Origin of the sequence: Streptomyces sp. NPDC050528, from assembly GCF_044457795.1 — a bacterium.
Lineage (GTDB): Bacteria > Actinomycetota > Actinomycetes > Streptomycetales > Streptomycetaceae > Streptomyces.
The window spans coordinates 298,107-317,590 of record NZ_JBITHH010000010.1 but is presented as its reverse complement, the minus strand read 5'-3'; the positions used below and the strand labels follow the sequence as shown (position 1 = coordinate 317,590).

Sequence of the window (19,484 nt, the reverse complement as noted above, 5' to 3'; positions counted from 1 at the left end):
CCCGGCATGTCGTCAGGCTCATGGTGTCTCTGTTCGCGATCTTCGGGCCGCCCGTGGTCACGGTCTTTCTCGTTGCCTTCGGGGCGGTTCCGTACGGGTTGTGGGTGACCGGGAAGAAGCCCTCGCGGCCGGCTCGTTGGGCGGTGCTCGGGGGTGGGGCCGCGATCGCCGCCTACGGGGCCGGAGTCGACTACGGGCTCGCCTTCACGAACCCGCTGGACCTGTGTGCGGGGAAGACTGCGGACGGCGTGCGCTGGCAGACCCCGGGGCACGCCACCCTGATATCGACGCGCGTGGGCAGCTTCCCGCTGTCCGTCAAGTGCCGTTGGAGCAGCGGGTACAGCACCGAGATGGTGTGGCCCTGGGCCTCGCCCGTGCTGTACGCGGGGCTGGCCTGCGCCGTCGGTTGTTCCGTCCTGCTGCTCGTCCGGCGGCACCGGCGCTGAGCCGTCACGTCCCGCGGTCGAGCGGGTTTCAGCCCTTCTTCAGGAGCAGCTCCGTGTTGCGGTCCTTCGGGTCGCCGCCCAGCACCGTGCTGGAACCCGGTGCGTTGTACGACAGTTCGCGGTACAGGGCCGCGAGACCGGTCTGGGTGAGGTCGGAGAAGTCGGTGCGGTGCGGGGCCGCGGACTCGATGAGCGTGGTGAAGAGGGAGATCGTGCCGTCCTTGTTGTCCACCAGCTCGATGACACGGGCGAGTTGGGGATAGTCGACGTGCGAGGCGGTCGAGATCTCCCAGAAGCTGCGGCCGTCGGGCGCCGAGTGCGGGGTGATGACGTTGCGGTGGATGTGGCCGTTGACCCAGGCCAGCACGTTCGGGTGGCTGCCGAGGAGGGCGACGACCGCCGAACCCTCGTAACGGCGCTCGGTGGGGTGCGCCGGGTCGGGGCGGGTGTTGTCCATCGTCTTGCTGGTGTGGTGGCTGAAGATCACCGCGTACGAGTCCTTGTTGTCGCGCAGTGTCTTGTCCAGCCACCTCAACTGCGTTGCCCCGATGGACCCTTCGTAGTGACCGCCCGCGTCCGTGGTGTCGAGGCTGATGCCGATCACGTCGTCGGCGATGCGGAACGCGTAGTACTGCGTGCCCGCGTCGACGTTCGCGGAGGAGTAGCCGTGCCCGACCGGACCGTACCCCTGGTAGGCCGGGTCGAGGTGCGCCTTGAGGTACTCGGCGGAGGTGTACGGCGCGCGGTTCTCGTCCGGCGTGACCGAGCGCGCGGAGCGGGCGTGCGCCTTGAGGAAGTCGCGGTAACCGGAGCCCTTGGGGTCCTTGGCGTCGCGGATCGAGTTCTGCAGCTTCTTCGCCTCGGCCGCCGTCGCGGTCATCAACTTCTTGCCGCCGATGGCGAGTTCGGTGAGGTACGGGTCGGCGTGCGAGCCGAAGCAGCCGAGCGGCAGCGCGTCGTGGTTGCCGACCGTCGAGTACCAGGGCAGGTTGAGGCCGGGGCTGCGGACCTCGCGGATCGCGGCGGCCAGGAAGCCCTTGAGGTGCGGGAAGCCGACCTGCTTGTCGCCGTCGCGCACGGTGGAGTCGGCCTGCCAGTACAGCTTGAGGCCGCTGTTCTGGACGCCCTCGTAGTGGCGCGGGTCACCGGTGTTGGGGGTGAACCGGCCGCCGCTCATGATCTTCATGAACCATTCCAGCTCGGACTTCGCGTTGTTGTCCGTGTTGTCGCCGGTGGTCATGACGAAGTGCAGCGGGGAGCCGGTCACCGGGGCGCCGCGCAGCGCGTTGACCCGCTCGACCAGCGAGATCCCGCCCTGCACGGTCAGCGCCTCGTGCGGGCGCCACGCGTGCTTGTCGGTCGAGCGCAGGTACTCCAGACGCAGCGGGTGCTGGACGTCCATCAGGTGCAGGTCGGTGAACTGTACGAACGACGCGAGTGCCGTACGGCGGCCCGCGCGCCCGGACTTGGCGTTGGCGAGGTCGCCGCGCACGACGCGCTTCCACCCGGCGCCGTCGCCGAGCCGGCGGTAGCCGGAGCTGGTACGCGGCGCGGCGACCGTCGCGAGGGTGGTGCCCTTGGTGTACGGGGCCAGGGGTGCGGCCGGTGCCTTGCGGGACTCCGCCACGGGTGCCTGGGCGGCGGCGTCGGTGGCGTTCGTGGCGGCCTGGCTGTCGGTGGGCCGTAGGGCGTAACCCACGCCCGCGGAGACGGACACGGCCGCGGTGGCGGCGAGGACGGTACGGCGGTTGACCCCCAGCGCGGAGCTGGCGACAGAGCGTGTGCGCGACATGGCGCGATCTCCCCGAGTACGAACTGCGTCGGCAGTGGTCGCGGGGGTGCGCGGCGATCGGTTTTCGATCGCGGTCGCGAACTTCCCGCTCGTACTGGATGCTTGGCATCGGGGATGACCTGCGCGTAAACGAGACGGCAACGCGTAGCGCCGATCACCGTACGTGGATCTTGGCGCCCCCTGTGCGTTCGTGAACGCTCGTCGAGCCGCCGGGAAGCGGCTACTCCGTGTTCATCTGCCGGGGTACTGAAGCTATCCCGGAGCTATTTCGGGGAGGGCTCGACCCGTCCGACGGGCGGCCGCTCGCGCCACAGTCGCAGCGCGGTGTCGATCAACCCGACCCGGGTCAGCGCGGGTACGTCGTCCAGTGGATGCCAGGCCGCCATGTCGGTCGAACCGCCGATCTCGTTGCGCAGTTCGCCGCCGACGATCTTCGCCTCGTAGACGAGTCGGAGGCCGTGCTGGTCCACCTTGCGGCGGTGGCGCCACGGGATGACGTGGTGGATCGAGTCCATGCCGAGGAAACCGGTGACCTCGACGTGGTAGCCGGTTTCCTCCTCCAGTTCCCGTACGACCGTGTCGTTGGGGTGTTCGCCGTGGTCCATGCCGCCGCCGGGGAGGACCCACTCGTAGCCGCCGGCCGGTGCGGGTGATCGGGCCAGCAGGAGGTGGTTGTCGCGGACGCAGATGGCGTAGGCGGCGACCCTGAGCTTTTGGCGCATCCGGAGACGTTAAGTGCGCTGTAGGAAGTGCCGCAATGTGAATTCGTTCGGCTTTCGCGCCGTCGTGGCTGGTCGCGCAGTTCCCCGCGCCCCTGAAGGGGCGCTCAACGTGCCGGAGTTGGATTCGCAGGGGAGTATTCAGGAGGCGACCAGCGGAGTGGGATCGCTGCTGGGGTCTCGATCGCCTCGGTGAGGGTGAAGCGGACCCTGCGTTCGCCGTTCTCGTCGAACTCCGGGCTTGCCTTGCCGGTTAGTTGGAGTGTGGTGCCCGTCGTCCAGTCCAGGAAGAGGAGTCCTGCGCGGGGGTCGGTGACGAGGTTGCCGAGGCTCAGGAACATGGCGTTGCCTGTGTAGTCCGGCCAGGTCAGGTCGTGGGGTGAAGTCGCTTGTACGAAGCCGGGGTTGCCGCCGCGGTGGCTGGCGTCGGCGCCGTGCTTGTGGACGGTGGCCAGGAAGAAGGTGTCTGCCGTCTTGATGAACTCGGTCTGCATGGAGGTCAGTTCGGTGGTGTGCCGGGGGCGCTCGGGCTCACGCGTCGCGATCGTCTCGTAGGACTCTCTCCGCTGGATGTATTTGGGGCAGTTGGAGAACACTCGCTCCGCCTCGATCGCCAATCCCCCTGCTGTGCGCCGGAGTTGGCCGTCCACTCTCATGCGGCGGCGGGTGCGGGGGTCCAGGGCGATCGTGCCTACCGGGAGGTCCCGTGCCTCGGACAGGGCCGGGGTGAGGGGGTCCGTGGGGCGGGGGGCGCCGGTGATCGAGATCTGGTGTGGGCCCGTCGCGCGGACGAAGCCCGGGGTGCCGGTGAGCGGGGAGGCCCATACCCGGCCCGTTGCCGGGTCGGCCGCGCCCAGGATCAGGAGGGGCTGGAGTTCGAGGAAGGCGGCGGCCACCGGTTTGATGCCCTGGCCGATGATCTGGCCGACGTGGTCGGCGAGTTCACGTACCCCCGCCAGGTCCTGCACGGCGCGGGAGCCCGCGTGATAGGTCTCCATGAGTACCTCCCTGGCCTCCATGGTTAGAAGAAGCCGCAGGTCGGGGCCTCCGCGTTCGGGGCCGGGGCGTCCTCCGCGCCCGTCGGCACCGAGATCTCCAGGCGGGTGCCGTCCGGGTCGTGGAAGAAGATGCCGCCGGAGGCCGCGCCTTCGCGGTGGGCGACCACGCCCTCGTACGCGAACTCGGCGCCGTAGGCCTTGAGTGCCTCCTCGTACTGACGGACGTGCTCGATCGAGTCGGCCGCGAACGCGAGGTGGTGCAGGCCGGCGCGGTCGTTGGCGTACGGGCCCTGCGCCTGCTGCCAGAGGGTGAGGACCGGGTGGTTGCCGGTGCCGTCGCCCAGGAACGCGTACCGGCGGTCGTCCTCCTTGCCCTCGGTGAGGACCGCGAGGCCGAGGACGTCGCGGTAGAAGGCGAGGGAGCGGTCGAGGTCGGTGACGTTCAGGCCGATGTGGCCGAGGTGCGGGGTCGTCATGGGAAGCCCTTCGCTGACATAACCGTTGTCGGTCACTTTAGTGGTTAGAATCGGTGAGGGTCAACCGGTCACGTAGTCTTGAGCGGTTAGATCAGAAGAGAGGCTCCCGATATGCCGAAGCCCACGTCGAAGTCGAAGCCGACGCCCCTCACCGAGGACCCCCGGCCGCTCATCGGCGAGCCGCTCGCGCTCGACCTGCTCAACACCTGGTGGATGCGGGACGGGGCCGTACAGGATCTGCTCACGGTCCCGGGCGGGCTTGCCGTGTGGCTCGCGTCGAATGGGCTCGACGGGCGGTTCGCGGCCGACACGGTCACCCTGACGCACGTCAACGTCGCTCGCGGCGCGCTGAAGACGGCCCTCGACGACGGCCGCACGGACGACCTCGACGCCGTGCTCGGCATGGGACGCATCCGGGCCACGCTCACCGCCGACGGGCCCGGCGAGGTGCCGGAGTTCGAGGACCCCAGGTGGGGGCCGGGCTGGCTCGCCGCCCGCAGTTATCTGGAGCTGCTCTCCACCGCCCCGGACCGCATCCGCCGCTGCGCCCACGAGGCGTGCGTGCTGCGCTTCTTCGACACGTCGCGGAACGGGACCCGGCGCTGGTGCTCGATGGCGGCCTGCGGCAACCGCGCGAAGGCGTCCCGTCACTACGCCCGTTCGAACCCCGGGAACGAATAGGGGGTTTTCCCCATACGTTCATAGCGTTTCGGTCAACACTTCCCAAACAACTGTCCCTTGGGTAAAGCTGTGCCCTCGTCCGGCACTGGATTCTTCACCTACAAGGGATGCCGATGACCCTCTCCCACCAGAGACGCGTGGCCCGGATATCCGTGGCCGCCGGTCTCGTCGCCGCGCTCTCCGCGGCCGGGCCGATACCCATGGCCTTCTCCGCCGACTCGCCGTCCGCCACCACATCCGCGGACCCGAGCGTCAAGTCCGCCGCCGCCAAGCTCGGTTCGGACGACGCCGATCTGCTCGCCACGGCCAAGGCCGACGGCGCCAAGAACGTCACGATGATGATCGCCACCGCGCCGGGCGCGACCGAGCAGGTCGCCCAGCAGCTGGACGCGGTCAAGGGCGGCTCCGTGGGCCGCACCTACGACAAGCTCGGCTACGTCCGCGCCACCGTCCCGACCGGCAAGGCCGACTCGGCGATCGCCGCCGCCTCGAAGCTGTCCTCGGTGCAGGCCATCGACCTGCGGCAGGAGATCGCCCTCGACGACCCGACGCCGAGCGCGGACACCGCGAAGGGCGCCAAGAACGCGTCCAGCGCGGCCACTTACTCCGGGCCGAGCAAGAGCACCCCCGCCGAGAACCCGTACAACCCGTCCTTCGAGACGGGCGCCGTCGACTTCGTGAAGAAGAACCCGAAGGCGGACGGCCGCGGCATCACCATCGGCATCCTCGACTCCGGCGTCGACCTCGGCCACCCGGCGCTGCAGAAGACCACCACCGGCGAGCGCAAGATCGTCGACTGGGTCACCTCGACCGACCCGATCGTCGACGGCGACCAGACCTGGCGCCCGATGGTGACGGCCGTCTCCGGCCCCAACTTCACCTACGGCGGCACGAGTTGGACGGCGCCCGCGGGGTCGTACGAGATCAGCACGTTCAAGGAGTCGTACACCACCGGCGGTGACGCGAAGGGCGACGCGAACCGTGACGGTGACACCACCGACGCGTGGGGTGTCCTGTACGACCCGGCGGCCGGCACGGTGACGGTCGACCTGAACAACAACCAGAACTTCAGCGACGACACCCCGATGAAGCCGTACAAGGACGGCTACCAGATCGGCTACTTCGGGACGGACAATCCGGCGACCGACGTCGTCGAGCGGCAGCCGTTCGTCGTGCAGATCAGCAAGGACGTCCCGATGGACCCGTACGGCGGGTCCTGGGTCGGCAAGACGGCCGACTTCGTCAACATCGGTGTCATCGAGTCCGAGCACGGCACGCACGTCGCCGGCATCACCGCGGCGAACGGCCTGTTCGGCGGCAAGATGAACGGCGAGGCGCCCGGCGCGAAGCTCGTGTCGTCCCGGGCCTGCACCTGGACCGGCGGCTGCACCAACGTGGCGCTCACCGAGGGCATGATCGACCTCGTCGCCAACCGCGGTGTCGACATCGTCAACATGTCGATCGGCGGCCTGCCCGCGCTGAACGACGGCAACAACGCGCGCGCCGCGCTGTACACGCGGCTCATCGACACGTACGGCGTGCAGCTCGTGATCTCGGCCGGCAACTCCGGTCCGGGCGCCAACACGATCGGCGACCCCGGCCTGGCCGACAAGGTGATCTCGGTCGGCGCCTCCATCTCGAAGCAGACCTGGGCGGCCAACTACGGCTCGCAGGTGGCGACTTCGTACCAGCTGCTGCCGTTCTCCTCGCGCGGTCCGCGTGAGGACGGCGGCTTCACGCCGACGCTCGTCGCGCCCGGCGCCGCGATCAACTCGACCCAGACCTGGCTGCCCGGTTCCCCGGTCGCCGAGGCGGGTTACACGCTGCCGGCCGGCTACTCGATGCTCCAGGGCACCTCGATGGCCTCCCCGCAGGCGGCGGGCGCCTCGGCGCTGCTGCTGAGCGCGGCGAAGCAGAAGAACATCGCGCTCACCCCGGCCACCCTGCGCACGGCGCTGACCTCAACGGCCGATCACATCAAGGGTGTTCAGGCGTACGAGGAGGGCGCGGGCCTCATCAACATCGTGGACGCGTGGAAGTCCATCAAGGACGGCGCCGACGCGCACGAGTACACGGTGAAGGCCCCGGTCGACACCGCGATCGACTACGCGCTGAAGACGCCCGGCTTCGGCACCGGTCTCTACGACCGCGAGGGCGGTCTCAAGGCCGGCGCGAAGAAGACGTACGACATCACCATCACGCGAACCACCGGTGCGGACAAGGCCGTTCGGCACGAGCTGCACTTCGAGAACAACGCCGGTGACACCTTCAAGGTCGTCGGCTCGGACGAGGTCAAGCTCCCGCTGAACCAGCCGGTGACGGTCAAGGTGCAGGCGGCGCCGAAGAGTTCGGGCATCAAGAGCGCGATCCTGGAGGTCGACGACCCGAAGACCGAGGGCCTCGACAAGCAGATCCTCACCACGGTCGTGGTCGCGTCGCCCGTCAACTACACCTACTCCACCGCGAGTTCGGTGCAGCGCAACAGCACGCAGTCGTACTTCGTGAGCGTCCCGGCGGGCGCCAAGGCCCTTGAGGTCGCGATCAGCGGGCTGAAGGACAAGAGCCAGACGCGGTTCATCTCGATCCACCCGTACGGCGTTCCGGTCGAGGACACGGGCACCCCGTACTGCTACAACAACTACCTGGACGGCAACGGCTGCAAGCCCGACGTGCGTTCGTACGCCGACCCGCAGGCCGGTGTCTGGGAGATCGAGGTCGAGGCGCGCCGCACCTCGCCGCTGCTCGACAACCCGTACAAGCTGGACGCCACCGTCCTCGGCGTGGCCTTCGACCCGGAGACCGTGACCGTGCCCGAGGCGAAGGTCGGCGTCCCGGCCACCGCCTCCTGGAAGGTGACGAACAACTACGCGGCGCTGGACGGCACGTTGAAGGGCGGCCCGCTCGGCTCCTCGCTGACCGCGCGACCCACCATCACCGAGGGCGTCACCCAGACCACCACGGTCGACGTGCCCGCCGGCGCCACGTCCCTGGACGTCGCCATCGGCAACGTCTCGGACACGGCGGCGGACCTGGACCTGACGGTGAAGAACGCCGCCGGGACCGTCGTCGGCACCTCCGCCGACGGCGACTCGGAGGAGGCGGTCTCCGTCGCCAACCCGGCCGCCGGTACCTACACGGTCGAGGTCGTTGGCTACTCGGTGCCGTCCGGCTCGACCGCGTACGACTACCGGGACGTGTTCTTCTCCCCGGCGCTCGGCACGGTCACCGTGGACGGTTCGACCCCGGTGAAGCTCGCCACGGGCGCCTCGGCGACCGTCTCCGGCAGCGTCACCGCCCTGGCCCCGGCCCCGGCGGGACGGGAGTTCTTCGGCCAGGTGCAGCTGGTCGACGCGCACGGCACGGCCGCGGGCGTGGGCAGCGTGAAGATCGAGAAGGTCACGTCGTAGCCATCGGCACGGCGTGAGGGGGCGGGCGTCCATGGGGGCGCCCGCCCTTCTCGTTGTCAGCCGGTCGGGCAGGTAGTGGTGCCGGGCCCGGTCAGCGCCTCGACGATCGCGGCACTGTCCGTGGCGACCGCGTCGTCGCCCACGGCCCAGAGGGTCGCCGTGTCCGAGCCCTTCGGGACCCCGACCAGCACGTGCTGCCCCTGGCGCGGCGCCGGTTGGGCCCCCGCGTCCAGGACGACCGTGACGTCGGCCGGGCCGTGGGCTGGCCGGTAGGAGCGGGTGACGGCGAGCGTGATCCGTTTCCGGGGGTCGGAGCCCGGCCGCACCTCGGTCACCGTCCCCTCGACGATGAGGCGGGAGCAGGCCACGTACAGCTCCGGGTCGGACAGGGCGCCCGAGGCCTCCGGCGCCTTGTCCTGCGCCGGGCCGGAGGCGGTCTTCGCCCCCTGGTCCGCGCTGTTGCTCGCCGCGCCGCCCGAGATCCCGTTGTGCGCGGTCAGCCAGGCGAGCCCGGTGATCATCGTGGCGACCACGGCCGTCGCGAGGGTGCCGTAGGCGAGGACGCGCAGGGCGGGACGGCGGCGGCGGGTCGGACGGGACGGCTTCGGCGCGGGTTCAGGTTCGGGTTCGGGTTCGGAGAGGGCGTGTCCGATGAGGCCCAACTGCTCGCGCAACAGCGCCACTTCGGCCGTAGCGACCGCGTGTTCGGCCATGAACCCGGCGTCCGCGCGGGCCGCTTCCGGCAGCGGCTCGTCCGTGATCGCGGCCATCAGCGCGTCCACGCCGTCGTACTCGGGAGCCACGTCACACCACCTCGTCCTCGTGCAGGCGGTCGCGCAGGGCGCGGACCGCGGAGTGCAGCCGGCTCTTGACCGTGCCTTCCGGGATGCCGAGTTCCTCGGCGATCCCGCGCACGGGGAGGTCGGCGAAGAAGCGCAGGACGAGGACCTGGCGGTGCTGGTCGGGCAGTTCGTCCAGGCCCTGGGCCACCGCCAGGGACAGGACGCTCGTGTCCTCGCCGGAGGGGTGCTCCAGCTGGCGCAGGGAGGCGAGGCGCTCCCCCACCCGTTCCTGGCGGCGTTTGGCGCGGTGCCAGTCCATGGCGAGGTTGGAGGCGACGACCGCCGCCCACGCCGAGACGTCGCGCGGCGCCTCGTCGCCCTTCGCCGCGCGCTCCAGCAACCGCAGCCGTACCTGCTGGACGCCGTCCGGCAGATCCGCCTGCGGCACCCCGCCGAGCGCGAGCACCGCCCGTACCCGGCGTTCCTGGGCCGCGTCCAGAGGATCGGCGTCCTCCTGGACCCGGCGGGCCTTTCTGCGCAGCACAAGCCACCCCCTCACCGCGTTTCCTCTACGACGCGGGAGGGGGCGGAAACGTTCGGCCGAGGGGGGACGAGTTTTCCGCGGCGGCGGGCGGAGGCGTGGATCACACCGGCGGGCGGGACGGCTTGCGGTGCGGGGCCGGTGCGGGACGGATTTCTCGCAGCGCGCGGAGCCGCCGCCGCAGGATCGGTCCGGGGGCGGTCGGGTGGCGCGTCCCACTCCTCGGGCCGGACCGCGAAAGGATTGGACACGCGGGCACGGGTGAGACGCATCATGGAAGCGCTGGACCACGTAGAACGCACGCAAAGGGAGTCGCCGTGAAGGTCGGAATCGTCGGAGCCACCGGTCAGGTCGGCACGGTCATGCGCAGGATCCTCGTGGAGCGGGACTTCCCGGTCACCGAGCTGCGCCTGTTCGCCTCGGCCCGTTCGGCGGGGACGATCCTGGACGGCGTGACGGTGGAGGACGCGTCGACCGCGGACTACTCCGGGCTCGACATCGTGCTGTTCTCGGCGGGCGGCGCGACGTCGAAGGCGCTGGCCGAAAAGGTCGCCGCGCAGGGCGCCGTCGTCATCGACAACTCCTCCGCGTGGCGCAAGGACCCGCAGGTCCCGCTGGTCGTCTCGGAAGTGAACCCGCACGCGATCATCGACCGCCCCAAGGGCATCATCGCCAACCCGAACTGCACGACGATGGCCGCGATGCCGGTGCTGAAGCCGTTGCACGCGGAGGCGGGGCTCGAGGCGCTGGTCGTCGCCACGTACCAGGCGGTGTCCGGTTCGGGTCTGTCCGGTGTGGCGGAGCTGCACGGGCAGGCGCTGAAGGTCGTGGCCGACGCGGACAAGCTCACGCACGACGGTTCGGCGGTCGACTTCCCCGAGCCGCAGGTCTACAAGCGGCCCATCGCCTTCAACGTCCTCCCCCTCGCGGGCTCGATCGTCGACGACGGCCGCCACGAGACCGACGAGGAGCAGAAGCTCCGCAGCGAGTCTCGCAAGATCCTGGAGATCCCGGAGCTGAAGGTCTCCGGCACCTGCGTCCGCGTGCCGGTCTTCTCGGGGCACTCCCTCCAGGTCAACGCCCGTTTCGCCCGGCCCCTCTCGGTCGAGCGCGCCACCGAGCTGCTCGGCGGCGCCCCGGGTGTGGCCCTGAGCGACATCCCGACCCCCCTCCAGGCGGCCGGCCAGGACCCGTCCTACGTCGGCCGCATCCGCGCGGACGAGACGGTCGAGCACGGGCTGGCGATGTTCATCTCCAACGACAACCTCCGCAAGGGCGCCGCGCTGAACGCGGTGCAGATCGCGGAGCTGGTGGCGGCGGAGCTGAACACCAAGTAGGCGGTACCGAGTAAGCGGTACGACGAAGGGGCGCCCACCGATGGCCGGTGGGCGCCCCTTGATGTGTGTCAGAGCGCGAGGTGCCGCCGCAGCGCGATGTCGATCTCGGCCATGCGCTGCCGCGGAACCGAGCCGATCGAGCGCAGCAGCCGGTCCGCCGCGAGCGCCCGGATCTGCTCGCACTGGACCTTGGAGTCCTTCGGCAGACCGGACTCCTCCGCGGGCAGCAGCACCTGGAACGGATACACCCGAGCCGTGTTCGAGGTGAGCGGCACCAGCGTCACGACACCCCGTCCCGTCCGCTCCACCGATGCGTTGGCGCCGTCGTTGGACACGATCACGGCGGGACGCGCCTTGTTGGCCTCGCTCCCGCGCGCGGGCTCGTAGTCGACCAGGTAGATGTCACCGCGCTTCATCGGTCAACCCGTCCGCCGAGAACTGGTCCCAGAACGCGGCGTCCTCACTGCCGTCCCACTCCGCGAACGCCTCCGTGTACTCCTGCTCCAGCTGCGACTGCCGCAGCAGCTCGATGGCGGCGTGTATCACGGCGGACCGCGAGTCGGCCGCCTTCTTGGCCGCGTACTCGTCGACGAACGCGACATCGTCCTCCGGCAGGCTCACACTGATCTTCATACCCTGAGGATACCCGAGGTATGACTACCTTGCCTACCGCCAGCCCTACCACCTTCTCGCAACGCCGGCCGACTACACCCAGCCCGTCCGGCGTTTGAGGACGAGGCTGCGCCATCCCGAGCCCCCACCCACCCGCTGGGGGCGGTGCTCGGAGTGGCGGCACCTGTTCAGCACAGACCCGCAACTTCAGCCCGTCCGGCACCTCTTCGGCACAGGCCCGCAATGTCAGCCCGTCCGGCGTTTGAGGACGAGGCCCCTTCAGGGCCGATGGGGGTCTGGGGGCGGAGCCCCCAGGGGGTCACGCCCGGCGTACCTCGAAGAAGAAGCACCCGTACTCCACCGCCCGGACGTGGACGAGAACCACGGCCGGATCCGCGAAGGCCCGGGCGAAGGCGTCGTCGTCGAGGGCGTCGACCAGCTCGCCGCCCAGGATGTGCCCCTCGGCCGAGTACCGCCGCAGCACCCGGTGGGCCCCCGCGAAGGGATACCCGGAGCCGGCCGCAGGCCCCCCGCACTCCTCCGCGTGGACGAACACCGGGCCCTGTTCGTCGTAAGCCCCCAGCTCCGCGCCCGTTTCCGCAGCCCAGCGCCGCAGCGGGGCGTACGAGACCAGGGCGATCCGCTCGCCGGGCTCACTGCGGCGCAGGCAGCAGCGGAGCGGAGCACCGCCCTCCTCATCGAGGACGGGAACCATTCGGCGTCCCGCATCGTCAGCAGTGCGCAGCCCCTTCAGGACCGTGGGGTCTACGGGTCGTGCCGTGTACGTCGTCATGAACCCAGACTCGCGCTCGTCCGCCCCGCTCACCGGCGGGATACGGACATCGCGCTTCCCGCAGCTCCCATGGAAGGATGGCGCAACCCACACATAACGAGGAGATGACCGCGTGCCTGGCACAAACCTGACTCGCGAAGAGGCGCGGCAGCGGGCAACGCTGCTCACCGTTGACTCGTACGAGATCGATCTCGACCTCTCCGGCGCGCAGGAGGGCGGGACCTACAGGTCCGCGACGACGGTGCGCTTCGATGTGACGGAGGGCGGCGCCGAGTCCTTCATCGACCTGATCGCCCCGGCCGTCCACGAGGTGACGCTGAACGGCGACCCGCTCGACCCGGACGAGGTCTTCAAGGACTCGCGGATCGCCCTGGCCGGGTTGTTGGAGGGGCCGAACGTTCTGCGCGTTGTCGCCGACTGCGCTTACACCAACACCGGTGAGGGGCTGCACCGGTTCGTCGACCCCGTCGACCAACAGGCCTACCTCTACACCCAGTTCGAGGTCCCGGACGCGCGGCGCGTCTTCGCCTCCTTCGAGCAGCCCGACCTCAAGGCCACCTTCCAGTTCACCGTGAAGGCGCCCTCCGGCTGGACCGTCATCTCCAACTCCCCGACGCCCGAACCCCGGGACGACACCTGGGTGTTCGAGCCGACGCCGCGCATCTCGACGTACATCACCGCGCTGATCGTCGGGCCTTATCACTCCGTCCACAGCGTGTACGAGAAGGACGGGCAGAGCGTCCCGCTCGGCATCTACTGCCGGCCCTCGCTCGCCGAATTCCTCGACTCGGACGCCATCTTCGAGGTCACGCGGCAGGGATTCGACTGGTTCCAGGAGAAGTTCGACTACGCGTACCCCTTCAAGAAGTACGACCAGCTGTTCGTCCCGGAGTTCAACGCGGGCGCGATGGAGAACGCCGGTGCCGTCACCATCCGGGACCAGTACGTGTTCCGCTCGAAGGTCACGGACGCCGCGTACGAGGTGCGGGCCGCCACGATCCTGCACGAGCTGGCCCACATGTGGTTCGGCGACCTGGTCACCATGGAGTGGTGGAACGACCTGTGGCTGAACGAGTCGTTCGCCACCTACGCCGAGGCCGCCTGCCAGGCCTACGCCCCGCAGTCGCGCTGGCCGCACTCCTGGACGACGTTCGCCAACTCCATGAAGACGTGGGCCTACCGGCAGGACCAACTGCCCTCCACCCACCCGATCATGGCCGAGATCAACGACCTCGACGACGTCCTCGTCAACTTCGACGGCATCACGTACGCCAAGGGCGCGAGCGTGCTCAAGCAGCTCGTCGCGTACGTCGGCATGGACGAGTTCTTCGCGGGCGTGCAGGCGTACTTCAAGCGTCACGCGTACGGCAACACCCGCCTGTCCGACCTGCTCGGCGCCCTGGAGGAGACCTCCGGGCGTGACCTGAAGAGCTGGTCGAAGCTGTGGCTGGAGACGGCCGGCATCAACATCCTGAGCCCGGAGATCGAGACCGACGCCGACGGCGTCATCACCGCCTTCGCGATCAGGCAGCAGGCCCCGGCACTCCCTGAGGGCGCGAAGGGCGAGCCGACCCTCCGCCCGCACCGCATCGCGGTCGGCCTCTACGAACTCGACGAGGACACCGGCAAGTTGGTCCGCGACGAGCGCGTCGAGCTGGACGTGGACGGCGAACTCACCGCCGTACCGCAGCTGGTGGGCAAGCGCCGCCCGGACGTCGTCCTGCTCAACGACGACGACCTGTCGTACGCGAAGGTCCGCCTCGACGAGCAGTCCCTCGCGTTCGTCACCGAGCACCTCGGCGACTTCGAGTCCTCGCTCCCCCGCGCCCTGTGCTGGGCCTCGGCCTGGGACATGACGCGGGACGCCGAACTCGCCACCCGTGACTACCTCTCCCTCGTCCTCTCGGGCATCGGCAAGGAGTCCGACATCGGCGTCGTGCAGTCGCTGCACCGCCAGGTGAAGCTCGCGATCGAGCTGTACGCCGACCCGGCCGCCCGCGACGCCCTGCTCACCCGCTGGACGGACGCCACCCTGGCGCACCTGCGCTCGGCCGAGCCCGGCAGCGACCACCAGCTGGCCTGGGCACGGGCGTTCGCGGCGACCGCGCGCACCCCGGAGCAGGTGGACCTGCTGGACTCCCTGCTGGACGGCGCGACGACGATCGAGGGTCTGGCCGTCGACACCGAGCTGCGCTGGGCGTTCGTCGAACGGCTCGTGGCGGTCGGGCACTTCGACGAGGAGGACATCGCCTCCGAGCACGAGCGGGACAAGACAGCCGCCGGTGAGCGCCACGCGGCGACCGCCCGTGCCGCCCGCCCGACCGCGGAGGCGAAGGCGGAGGCCTGGGCACAGGTCGTCGAGTCCGACAAGCTTCCCAACGCCCTTCAGGAAGCGGTGATTTCGGGCTTCGTCCAGACCGACCAGCGCGAACTCCTGGCGCCGTACACGGAGAAGTACTTCGCCGCCGTCAAGGAGGTCTGGGACACCCGCTCGCACGAGATCGCCCAGCAGATCGCGATCGGCCTCTACCCGTCGATCCAGGTCTCCCAGGACACCCTGGACCGCACGGACACCTGGCTGACCAGCGCCGAGCCCAACGCGGCCCTCCGCCGCCTGGTCTCGGAGTCCCGCTCGGGCGTCGAGCGCGCACTCAAGGCCCAGGCCGCGGACGCGGCCGCTTCCTAGCCGGTTCTACGACGACGAAGGGCGCCCGGTGCATGCACCGGGCGCCCTTCGTCGTCTCCTCAGCCCGGGAACATCCCGCCGGTGACATTGACGAACGTGCCGGTGATGCTCGCCGCGTGGTCCGAGGCGAGGAACACGGCGGTGGCGGTGATCTCCGCGAGGGTCGGGTTGCGGCGGGTCATCCGCAGGCTCGACAGATGGTCCAGGATGCCCTGGATCGCCGCCTCGTTGAGGTCGGGGTTGACCTTGCCGAGCTTCTCGACGGTCAGGGTCTCGGGGATCCCGGCGGCCCACAGTCCTACGGCACGCACCCCGCGCGAGCCCAACTCCATCGCCAGGTTGCGCACCAGGCTGTCGGTCGCCGCGTCGGCGGGACCGGTGCCTCCCATCATCGGACTGCCGTGCGCGGAACCGCTGTTGAGGGTCAGGACGACACCGGAACCGCGTTCGGCCATGCGGCGGGCGGCGGCGCGGGCGGTGATGAAGTTGGCGCGGGTGCCGTTGATCACCGGCGCGAGGAAGGCGTCGACGGGCATCTCGGTGATCGGCAGTCCCTGGACGTCGCCGCGCGAGACGAGGTTGAAGGAGATGTCGATGTCGCCGACGCGGGCGAGGTGCTCCGTGACGGCCGACTCGTCGAGGGCGTCCACGACGGCCACCTCGGCGTCCTTGATGTCACTGGCCACGGCCTCCAGCGTCTCCCGGGTGCGCCCCACGAGGTGGACGCGGGCCCCCTCGGCGGCGAAGGCGCGGGCGACCGCACCGCCGATCGAGCCGCCGGCGCCGTAAATGACCGCGGTCTTGTCGGTGAGCAGCATGGTGAACTCCTTGTGGGTCGTGGGTCGTTCGAGTCGGCAGTACAGACGCACAGGGAGCCCACCACTCATCGCTCACAGGCGCAGCGGCAGCCCGAAGGCCGGGAACAGGTGCGGTTCGAAGGACGTGATCTCGGCGATCCGGTCGTCGGCGTCGAAGCGCAGCACGTCGAGAACTTGGGCGCGGTAGACGGTCGTACCGGGGCGGCGGACGTAACCCCCGGCCGCCAACTGCCCGTTGGCGCGAGCGGGCAGATGGCGCCAATGGCCGAGGAACATGGGCGAGTTGGCGTCGAGGCTCACGCTCAGGAACTCCACGAGCGCGTCGCGGCCGGTGAACCAGAACGGGTTCGGCGGCATGGTGAGGGTGACGTCCTCGCTGAGCAGGGCGGCGACCTCGGACAGGTCGAGGCGTTCGGCGGCGGCCATGTACCGCTTGAGCAGGGTGCGTTGACGCTCGGTGGGTTCGGCGGTCGTCCAGTCCGCACGGCGGCCGGGCAAGCGGTCGCGCAGGGTGGGGCGGGCCCGTTGCAGCGCGCTGTTGACCGAGGCCACGGTCATGTCGAGCGCCTCGCCGGTCTCCACGGCGGTCAGCCCGAGCACGTCCCGCAGCACCAACACCGCGCGCTGGCGAGGCGGGAGATGCTGCACGGCGGCCAGGAAGACCAGTTCGAGGGTCTCGCGGGAGACCGCGGCGGCCTCCGGCTGCTCCTCGGCGGAGGGCAACTCGTCGTCGGGGTAAGGCTGTAGCCAGGTGATACGGGCGGGCGGCTCCCCGCCGCCGTGGTTCATGCCGGGCAACGGTTCGTAGCGCCGGGGGCGACGGGCCGTACGGCGCTGGAAGTCCAGGCAGGCGTTGGTGGCGATGCGGTACAGCCAGGTACGGGCACCGGCCCGCCCCTGGAAGGTGTCCCGGGCCCGCCAGGCCCGCAGGAACGTCTCCTGCACCAGGTCCTCGGCGTCGTCGTACGAGCCGGTCATGCGGTAGCAGTGGACCTGGATCTCCCGCCGGTGGGACTCGACGAGGGCAGCGAAGTCCCCTTCGTCGACGGGGACTTGGGGAAGGACAGGGGATTCGGAAGCGGCGGTGACTTCCGTAACGGGTACGTGCGTGACGGATTCCCGGGCCGGCTCCTGGGCGGTGTCCCGTGCCGTGCGCGCCACCCGCCGCAGCCGCGCGACGGACGACGACAGTTCCGTCACACCGGAGTAGAAGACGGAAGGCGGCTGCGGCACCAACTCCTCCACCTGCCGCCCGATCTCCTTGATCAGCCCGTCGACTCCGACCCCGCCGCCACCGCCCTGCCGCTCCCGGTAGGCCTTCTGCCGGCAGGCGGCGGAGCAGTACACGGAACGCCGGCCGGTACGGCCCGCCCGTGCGGTGAGCGGCTTGCCACAACTGGGGCAGGAGTCTGCGGCCACGAGCGCCTCCGGCGTTGCGTCACGGTGTTCCCGCGTGACGCTACCCCGCGGACGGGAACGCGAGGGGTGCGCGAACCGATCTGCCCGAACACCGTCGCGCCGAACGCCAGCGCCATCCCCGCCACCTGCACCGCCGTGAGCGCCTGCCCGAGCGCCGCCCAGCCGACGACGGCGGCGGTCAGCGGGGAGAGCGGGCCGAGGAAGGTGACCTGGGTGGCGGAGAGCCGGCCGATACCCCGGAACCAGAGCCAGTACGCGATCGCCGTGTTCGCCAGTGCGAGGTACAGGTAACCGCCGATCGCCCGCCCGTCCAGCGCGGGCGGCGCCCCCTCGACCAGGAAGGCGACCGGCGCGATCAGCAGCCCGCCGACGGTGAGCTGCCAGCCGGTGAGGGCGAGCGGGCCGACACCGGCGGGGCGGCCCCAGCGCTTGGTCAGCACGGTGCCGGTGGACATCGACGCGGTGGAGGCCAGGGCCGCGAGCACCCCGACCGGGTCGAGCGCTCCGGCCGCCTTCAGGACGACGAGACTGACGCCGAAGGCCGCGACCGCGCCGGTGAGCACGCTTCGGGCCGTGGGCCGCTGCCCCAGCAGGACCGCCGAGAGGCCGACCACGAAGAGCGGCCCGATCGAGCCGACGACCGCCGCCATGCCGCCCGGGAGCCGGTACGCGGACAGGAACAGCAGCGGGAAGAACGCGCCGATGTTCAGCGCCCCGAGCACCGTCGCCTTCCACCACCAGGCGCCGCGCGGCAGCACCCGGGCGATCGCGAGCAGCACGAGACCGGCGGGGAGGGCGCGCATCAGGCCGGTGAAGAGCGGGCGGTCGGGCGGGAGGAACTGGGTGGTGACGGCGTAGGTGGTGCCCCAGGAGACGGGGGCGAGCGCGGTGAGGGCTATGAGGGTCGAGCGGCGGCTCGTGGTGGGCATGGGACGCACCCTTCAAGTAGGTCGCTGCTAACTAGCTTAGCCGTAAGCTAGTTAGCGTCAAGCCACTAACCCGTGACCGACTGACCGCCGATCCACTGACCAGTGATCCACTTTCTTGCGACCGACCCACTGACCGGCGGATACTCACCCCATGAGCGACAAGGACCCGGTCGACGCGATCGTCGAGCAGTGGGCGACGGTGCGGCCCGACCTCGACACCGCGGCGATGGAGGTCTTCGGGCGGATCTTCCGGCTCGCCCGGGCCATGGGCGACCGCATGGAGAAGGCGTACGTCCCGCACGGCATCTCGCGCGGCGAGTTCGACGTCCTCGCGACCCTGCGCCGGGCCGGCGAGCCGTACACGCTGTCGCCGCGCGAGCTGTCGGCGACGCTGATGCTCACCACGGGCGGCATGACGGGCCGCCTCGACAAACTGGAACGGGCGGGTCTGCTCCGCCGCTCCCCCGACCCGCACGACCGCCGGGGTCTCCAAGTCACGCTGACGGAGAAGGGGTTGGCGTTGATCGACGAGGCGGTCGGCTCGGGCCTCGCCACCCAGACGGCGGCCCTGTCCGGCCTGGACGCGGAACAGGCCGGCCAACTGGCCGACCTGTTGCGGAAGTTGCTGACGACCACCGAGCGCTGAGGGCCCGGCGGCGGAACCGGACGACCCGGCGGAAGACATGCCAAGGGCGCCCGTCTCACCACGACGGGTGATCCGGACGCCCTACAGAAGCGTGAGGTCAGACCTTCGCGTCGACGGCCGTGCCGGCCTTCGTGCCGGGCTTGGCCTTCGGCTCGCGGTCCTTGGACTTGTCCAGCACGAGCACGAGGCCCGCGATGATCGCGAACAGGGCGAGCGGGCACAGGACGAAGAGCCCCAGCGTCTCGGCGACGCTCAGGCCCTTGCCCGGGTCGTCACCGTCGTCGCGGGTGAGCGCGAGCGCGGGGGACGTCATGAGCAGCATCATCAGCGTCGTACCGGCAGCCAGGGCGCCGGCGCGCAGGGCGTTCTTCTTGTCCACGGTGCAAAAGTAGCGAACGCCCG

Annotated in this window: 19 protein-coding genes; 6 read left to right on the top strand and 13 right to left on the bottom strand. The window is 70.2% G+C overall.

The window, feature by feature from the left end:
* Window positions 1–20: 20 nt before the first annotated feature.
* The gene (locus tag ACIBK4_RS32835) at window positions 21–446 is read left to right on the top strand and encodes a hypothetical protein (RefSeq protein ID WP_399000597.1); all 426 of its coding nucleotides are present in this window, start codon (window positions 21–23) and stop codon (window positions 444–446) included.
* A gap of 28 nt (window positions 447–474) precedes the next feature.
* On the opposite strand, the gene ACIBK4_RS32830 is transcribed toward ACIBK4_RS32835, so the two are convergent.
* The 4 genes from ACIBK4_RS32830 to ACIBK4_RS32815 form a co-directional block, all read right to left on the bottom strand.
* Window positions 475–2,238, bottom strand: coding sequence for a TIGR03767 family metallophosphoesterase (locus tag ACIBK4_RS32830; RefSeq protein ID WP_399000595.1), 1,764 nt, complete (start codon window positions 2,236–2,238; stop codon window positions 475–477).
* 263 nt (window positions 2,239–2,501) lie between these two features.
* Window positions 2,502–2,960, bottom strand: a complete 459-nt coding sequence (locus ACIBK4_RS32825; RefSeq protein WP_399000593.1) for an NUDIX hydrolase — start codon at window positions 2,958–2,960, stop codon at window positions 2,502–2,504.
* Window positions 2,961–3,064: 104 nt separating this feature from the next.
* Window positions 3,065–3,955 (bottom strand): pyridoxamine 5'-phosphate oxidase family protein, encoded by an 891-nt coding sequence (locus ACIBK4_RS32820; RefSeq protein ID WP_399000591.1) that lies wholly within the window; start codon window positions 3,953–3,955, stop codon window positions 3,065–3,067.
* A 23-nt stretch (window positions 3,956–3,978) separates the two neighbouring features.
* Window positions 3,979–4,431, bottom strand: coding sequence for a VOC family protein (locus ACIBK4_RS32815; protein ID WP_399000589.1), 453 nt, complete (start codon window positions 4,429–4,431; stop codon window positions 3,979–3,981).
* Window positions 4,432–4,542: 111 nt separating this feature from the next.
* Between ACIBK4_RS32815 and ACIBK4_RS32810 the strand changes: the two genes are divergently transcribed.
* Complete coding sequence (locus ACIBK4_RS32810) at window positions 4,543–5,112, top strand: CGNR zinc finger domain-containing protein (RefSeq protein ID WP_399000587.1); 570 nt, start codon at window positions 4,543–4,545, stop codon at window positions 5,110–5,112.
* A 113-nt stretch (window positions 5,113–5,225) separates the two neighbouring features.
* Window positions 5,226–8,519, top strand: coding sequence for a S8 family serine peptidase (locus tag ACIBK4_RS32805; RefSeq protein WP_399000585.1), 3,294 nt, complete (start codon window positions 5,226–5,228; stop codon window positions 8,517–8,519).
* A gap of 56 nt (window positions 8,520–8,575) precedes the next feature.
* On the opposite strand, the gene ACIBK4_RS32800 is transcribed toward ACIBK4_RS32805, so the two are convergent.
* Window positions 8,576–9,322 (bottom strand): hypothetical protein, encoded by a 747-nt coding sequence (locus tag ACIBK4_RS32800; RefSeq protein WP_399000583.1) that lies wholly within the window; start codon window positions 9,320–9,322, stop codon window positions 8,576–8,578.
* Window position 9,323: 1 nt separating this feature from the next.
* On the bottom strand, window positions 9,324–9,845 hold the full coding sequence (locus ACIBK4_RS32795; protein ID WP_033284596.1) for a sigma-70 family RNA polymerase sigma factor: 522 nt from the start codon (window positions 9,843–9,845) through the stop codon (window positions 9,324–9,326).
* A 314-nt stretch (window positions 9,846–10,159) separates the two neighbouring features.
* Here ACIBK4_RS32795 and ACIBK4_RS32790 point away from each other — a divergent pair, with 314 nt between their 5' ends.
* On the top strand, window positions 10,160–11,179 hold the full coding sequence (locus ACIBK4_RS32790; RefSeq protein ID WP_399000581.1) for an aspartate-semialdehyde dehydrogenase: 1,020 nt from the start codon (window positions 10,160–10,162) through the stop codon (window positions 11,177–11,179).
* 68 nt (window positions 11,180–11,247) lie between these two features.
* Here ACIBK4_RS32790 and ACIBK4_RS32785 read toward each other — a convergent pair whose 3' ends face one another.
* The 3 genes from ACIBK4_RS32785 to ACIBK4_RS32775 form a co-directional block, all read right to left on the bottom strand.
* The gene (locus tag ACIBK4_RS32785; protein WP_399000578.1) at window positions 11,248–11,595 is read right to left on the bottom strand and encodes a type II toxin-antitoxin system PemK/MazF family toxin; all 348 of its coding nucleotides are present in this window, start codon (window positions 11,593–11,595) and stop codon (window positions 11,248–11,250) included.
* A complete protein-coding gene (locus ACIBK4_RS32780) occupies window positions 11,582–11,812 on the bottom strand; it encodes a ribbon-helix-helix domain-containing protein (protein WP_399000576.1) in 231 nt (76 codons plus the stop codon). Before ACIBK4_RS32780 ends, ACIBK4_RS32785 begins: the two co-directional genes overlap by 14 nt.
* A gap of 298 nt (window positions 11,813–12,110) precedes the next feature.
* Window positions 12,111–12,584, bottom strand: coding sequence for a DUF1203 domain-containing protein (locus ACIBK4_RS32775; protein ID WP_399000573.1), 474 nt, complete (start codon window positions 12,582–12,584; stop codon window positions 12,111–12,113).
* Window positions 12,585–12,696: 112 nt separating this feature from the next.
* Here ACIBK4_RS32775 and pepN point away from each other — a divergent pair, with 112 nt between their 5' ends.
* Window positions 12,697–15,270, top strand: a complete 2,574-nt coding sequence (gene pepN, locus ACIBK4_RS32770; RefSeq protein WP_399000571.1) for an aminopeptidase N — start codon at window positions 12,697–12,699, stop codon at window positions 15,268–15,270.
* 59 nt (window positions 15,271–15,329) lie between these two features.
* Here pepN and ACIBK4_RS32765 read toward each other — a convergent pair whose 3' ends face one another.
* The 3 genes from ACIBK4_RS32765 to ACIBK4_RS32755 form a co-directional block, all read right to left on the bottom strand.
* Entirely contained in the window at window positions 15,330–16,088 is a 759-nt protein-coding gene (locus ACIBK4_RS32765; RefSeq protein ID WP_399000569.1) for an SDR family NAD(P)-dependent oxidoreductase, read from the bottom strand.
* A gap of 72 nt (window positions 16,089–16,160) precedes the next feature.
* The gene (locus ACIBK4_RS32760) at window positions 16,161–17,435 is read right to left on the bottom strand and encodes a sigma-70 family RNA polymerase sigma factor (RefSeq protein WP_399000794.1); all 1,275 of its coding nucleotides are present in this window, start codon (window positions 17,433–17,435) and stop codon (window positions 16,161–16,163) included.
* Entirely contained in the window at window positions 17,354–18,436 is a 1,083-nt protein-coding gene (locus ACIBK4_RS32755; protein WP_399000567.1) for an EamA family transporter, read from the bottom strand. The genes ACIBK4_RS32760 and ACIBK4_RS32755 overlap by 82 nt, the downstream gene beginning before the upstream one ends.
* A gap of 151 nt (window positions 18,437–18,587) precedes the next feature.
* Between ACIBK4_RS32755 and ACIBK4_RS32750 the strand changes: the two genes are divergently transcribed.
* Window positions 18,588–19,082: a MarR family winged helix-turn-helix transcriptional regulator gene (locus ACIBK4_RS32750; RefSeq protein ID WP_399000565.1), complete on the top strand. Its 495-nt coding sequence runs from the start codon at window positions 18,588–18,590 to the stop codon at window positions 19,080–19,082.
* A 97-nt stretch (window positions 19,083–19,179) separates the two neighbouring features.
* Here the strand turns inward: ACIBK4_RS32750 and ACIBK4_RS32745 are convergent, their stop codons facing one another.
* On the bottom strand, window positions 19,180–19,461 hold the full coding sequence (locus ACIBK4_RS32745) for a hypothetical protein (protein WP_399000563.1): 282 nt from the start codon (window positions 19,459–19,461) through the stop codon (window positions 19,180–19,182).
* Between the last annotated feature and the right edge of the window lie 23 nt (window positions 19,462–19,484).

What these genes read in the sequence shown, in the direction of transcription:
- ACIBK4_RS32805 (WP_399000585.1), top strand. Translation starts at nt 5,226, where the DNA reads ATGACCCTCTCCCACCAGAGACGCGTGGCCCGGATATCCGTGGCCGCC.
- ACIBK4_RS32775 (WP_399000573.1), bottom strand. Translation starts at nt 12,584, where the DNA reads ATGACGACGTACACGGCACGACCCGTAGACCCCACGGTCCTGAAGGGG.
- ACIBK4_RS32765 (WP_399000569.1), bottom strand. Translation starts at nt 16,088, where the DNA reads ATGCTGCTCACCGACAAGACCGCGGTCATTTACGGCGCCGGCGGCTCG.
- ACIBK4_RS32825 (WP_399000593.1), bottom strand. Translation starts at nt 2,960, where the DNA reads ATGCGCCAAAAGCTCAGGGTCGCCGCCTACGCCATCTGCGTCCGCGAC.
- ACIBK4_RS32815 (WP_399000589.1), bottom strand. Translation starts at nt 4,431, where the DNA reads ATGACGACCCCGCACCTCGGCCACATCGGCCTGAACGTCACCGACCTC.
- ACIBK4_RS32750 (WP_399000565.1), top strand. Translation starts at nt 18,588, where the DNA reads ATGAGCGACAAGGACCCGGTCGACGCGATCGTCGAGCAGTGGGCGACG.
- ACIBK4_RS32835 (WP_399000597.1), top strand. Translation starts at nt 21, where the DNA reads ATGGTGTCTCTGTTCGCGATCTTCGGGCCGCCCGTGGTCACGGTCTTT.
- ACIBK4_RS32755 (WP_399000567.1), bottom strand. Translation starts at nt 18,436, where the DNA reads ATGCCCACCACGAGCCGCCGCTCGACCCTCATAGCCCTCACCGCGCTC.
- ACIBK4_RS32785 (WP_399000578.1), bottom strand. Translation starts at nt 11,595, where the DNA reads ATGAAGCGCGGTGACATCTACCTGGTCGACTACGAGCCCGCGCGCGGG.
- ACIBK4_RS32780 (WP_399000576.1), bottom strand. Translation starts at nt 11,812, where the DNA reads ATGAAGATCAGTGTGAGCCTGCCGGAGGACGATGTCGCGTTCGTCGAC.
- ACIBK4_RS32830 (WP_399000595.1), bottom strand. Translation starts at nt 2,238, where the DNA reads ATGTCGCGCACACGCTCTGTCGCCAGCTCCGCGCTGGGGGTCAACCGC.
- ACIBK4_RS32810 (WP_399000587.1), top strand. Translation starts at nt 4,543, where the DNA reads ATGCCGAAGCCCACGTCGAAGTCGAAGCCGACGCCCCTCACCGAGGAC.
- ACIBK4_RS32820 (WP_399000591.1), bottom strand. Translation starts at nt 3,955, where the DNA reads ATGGAGACCTATCACGCGGGCTCCCGCGCCGTGCAGGACCTGGCGGGG.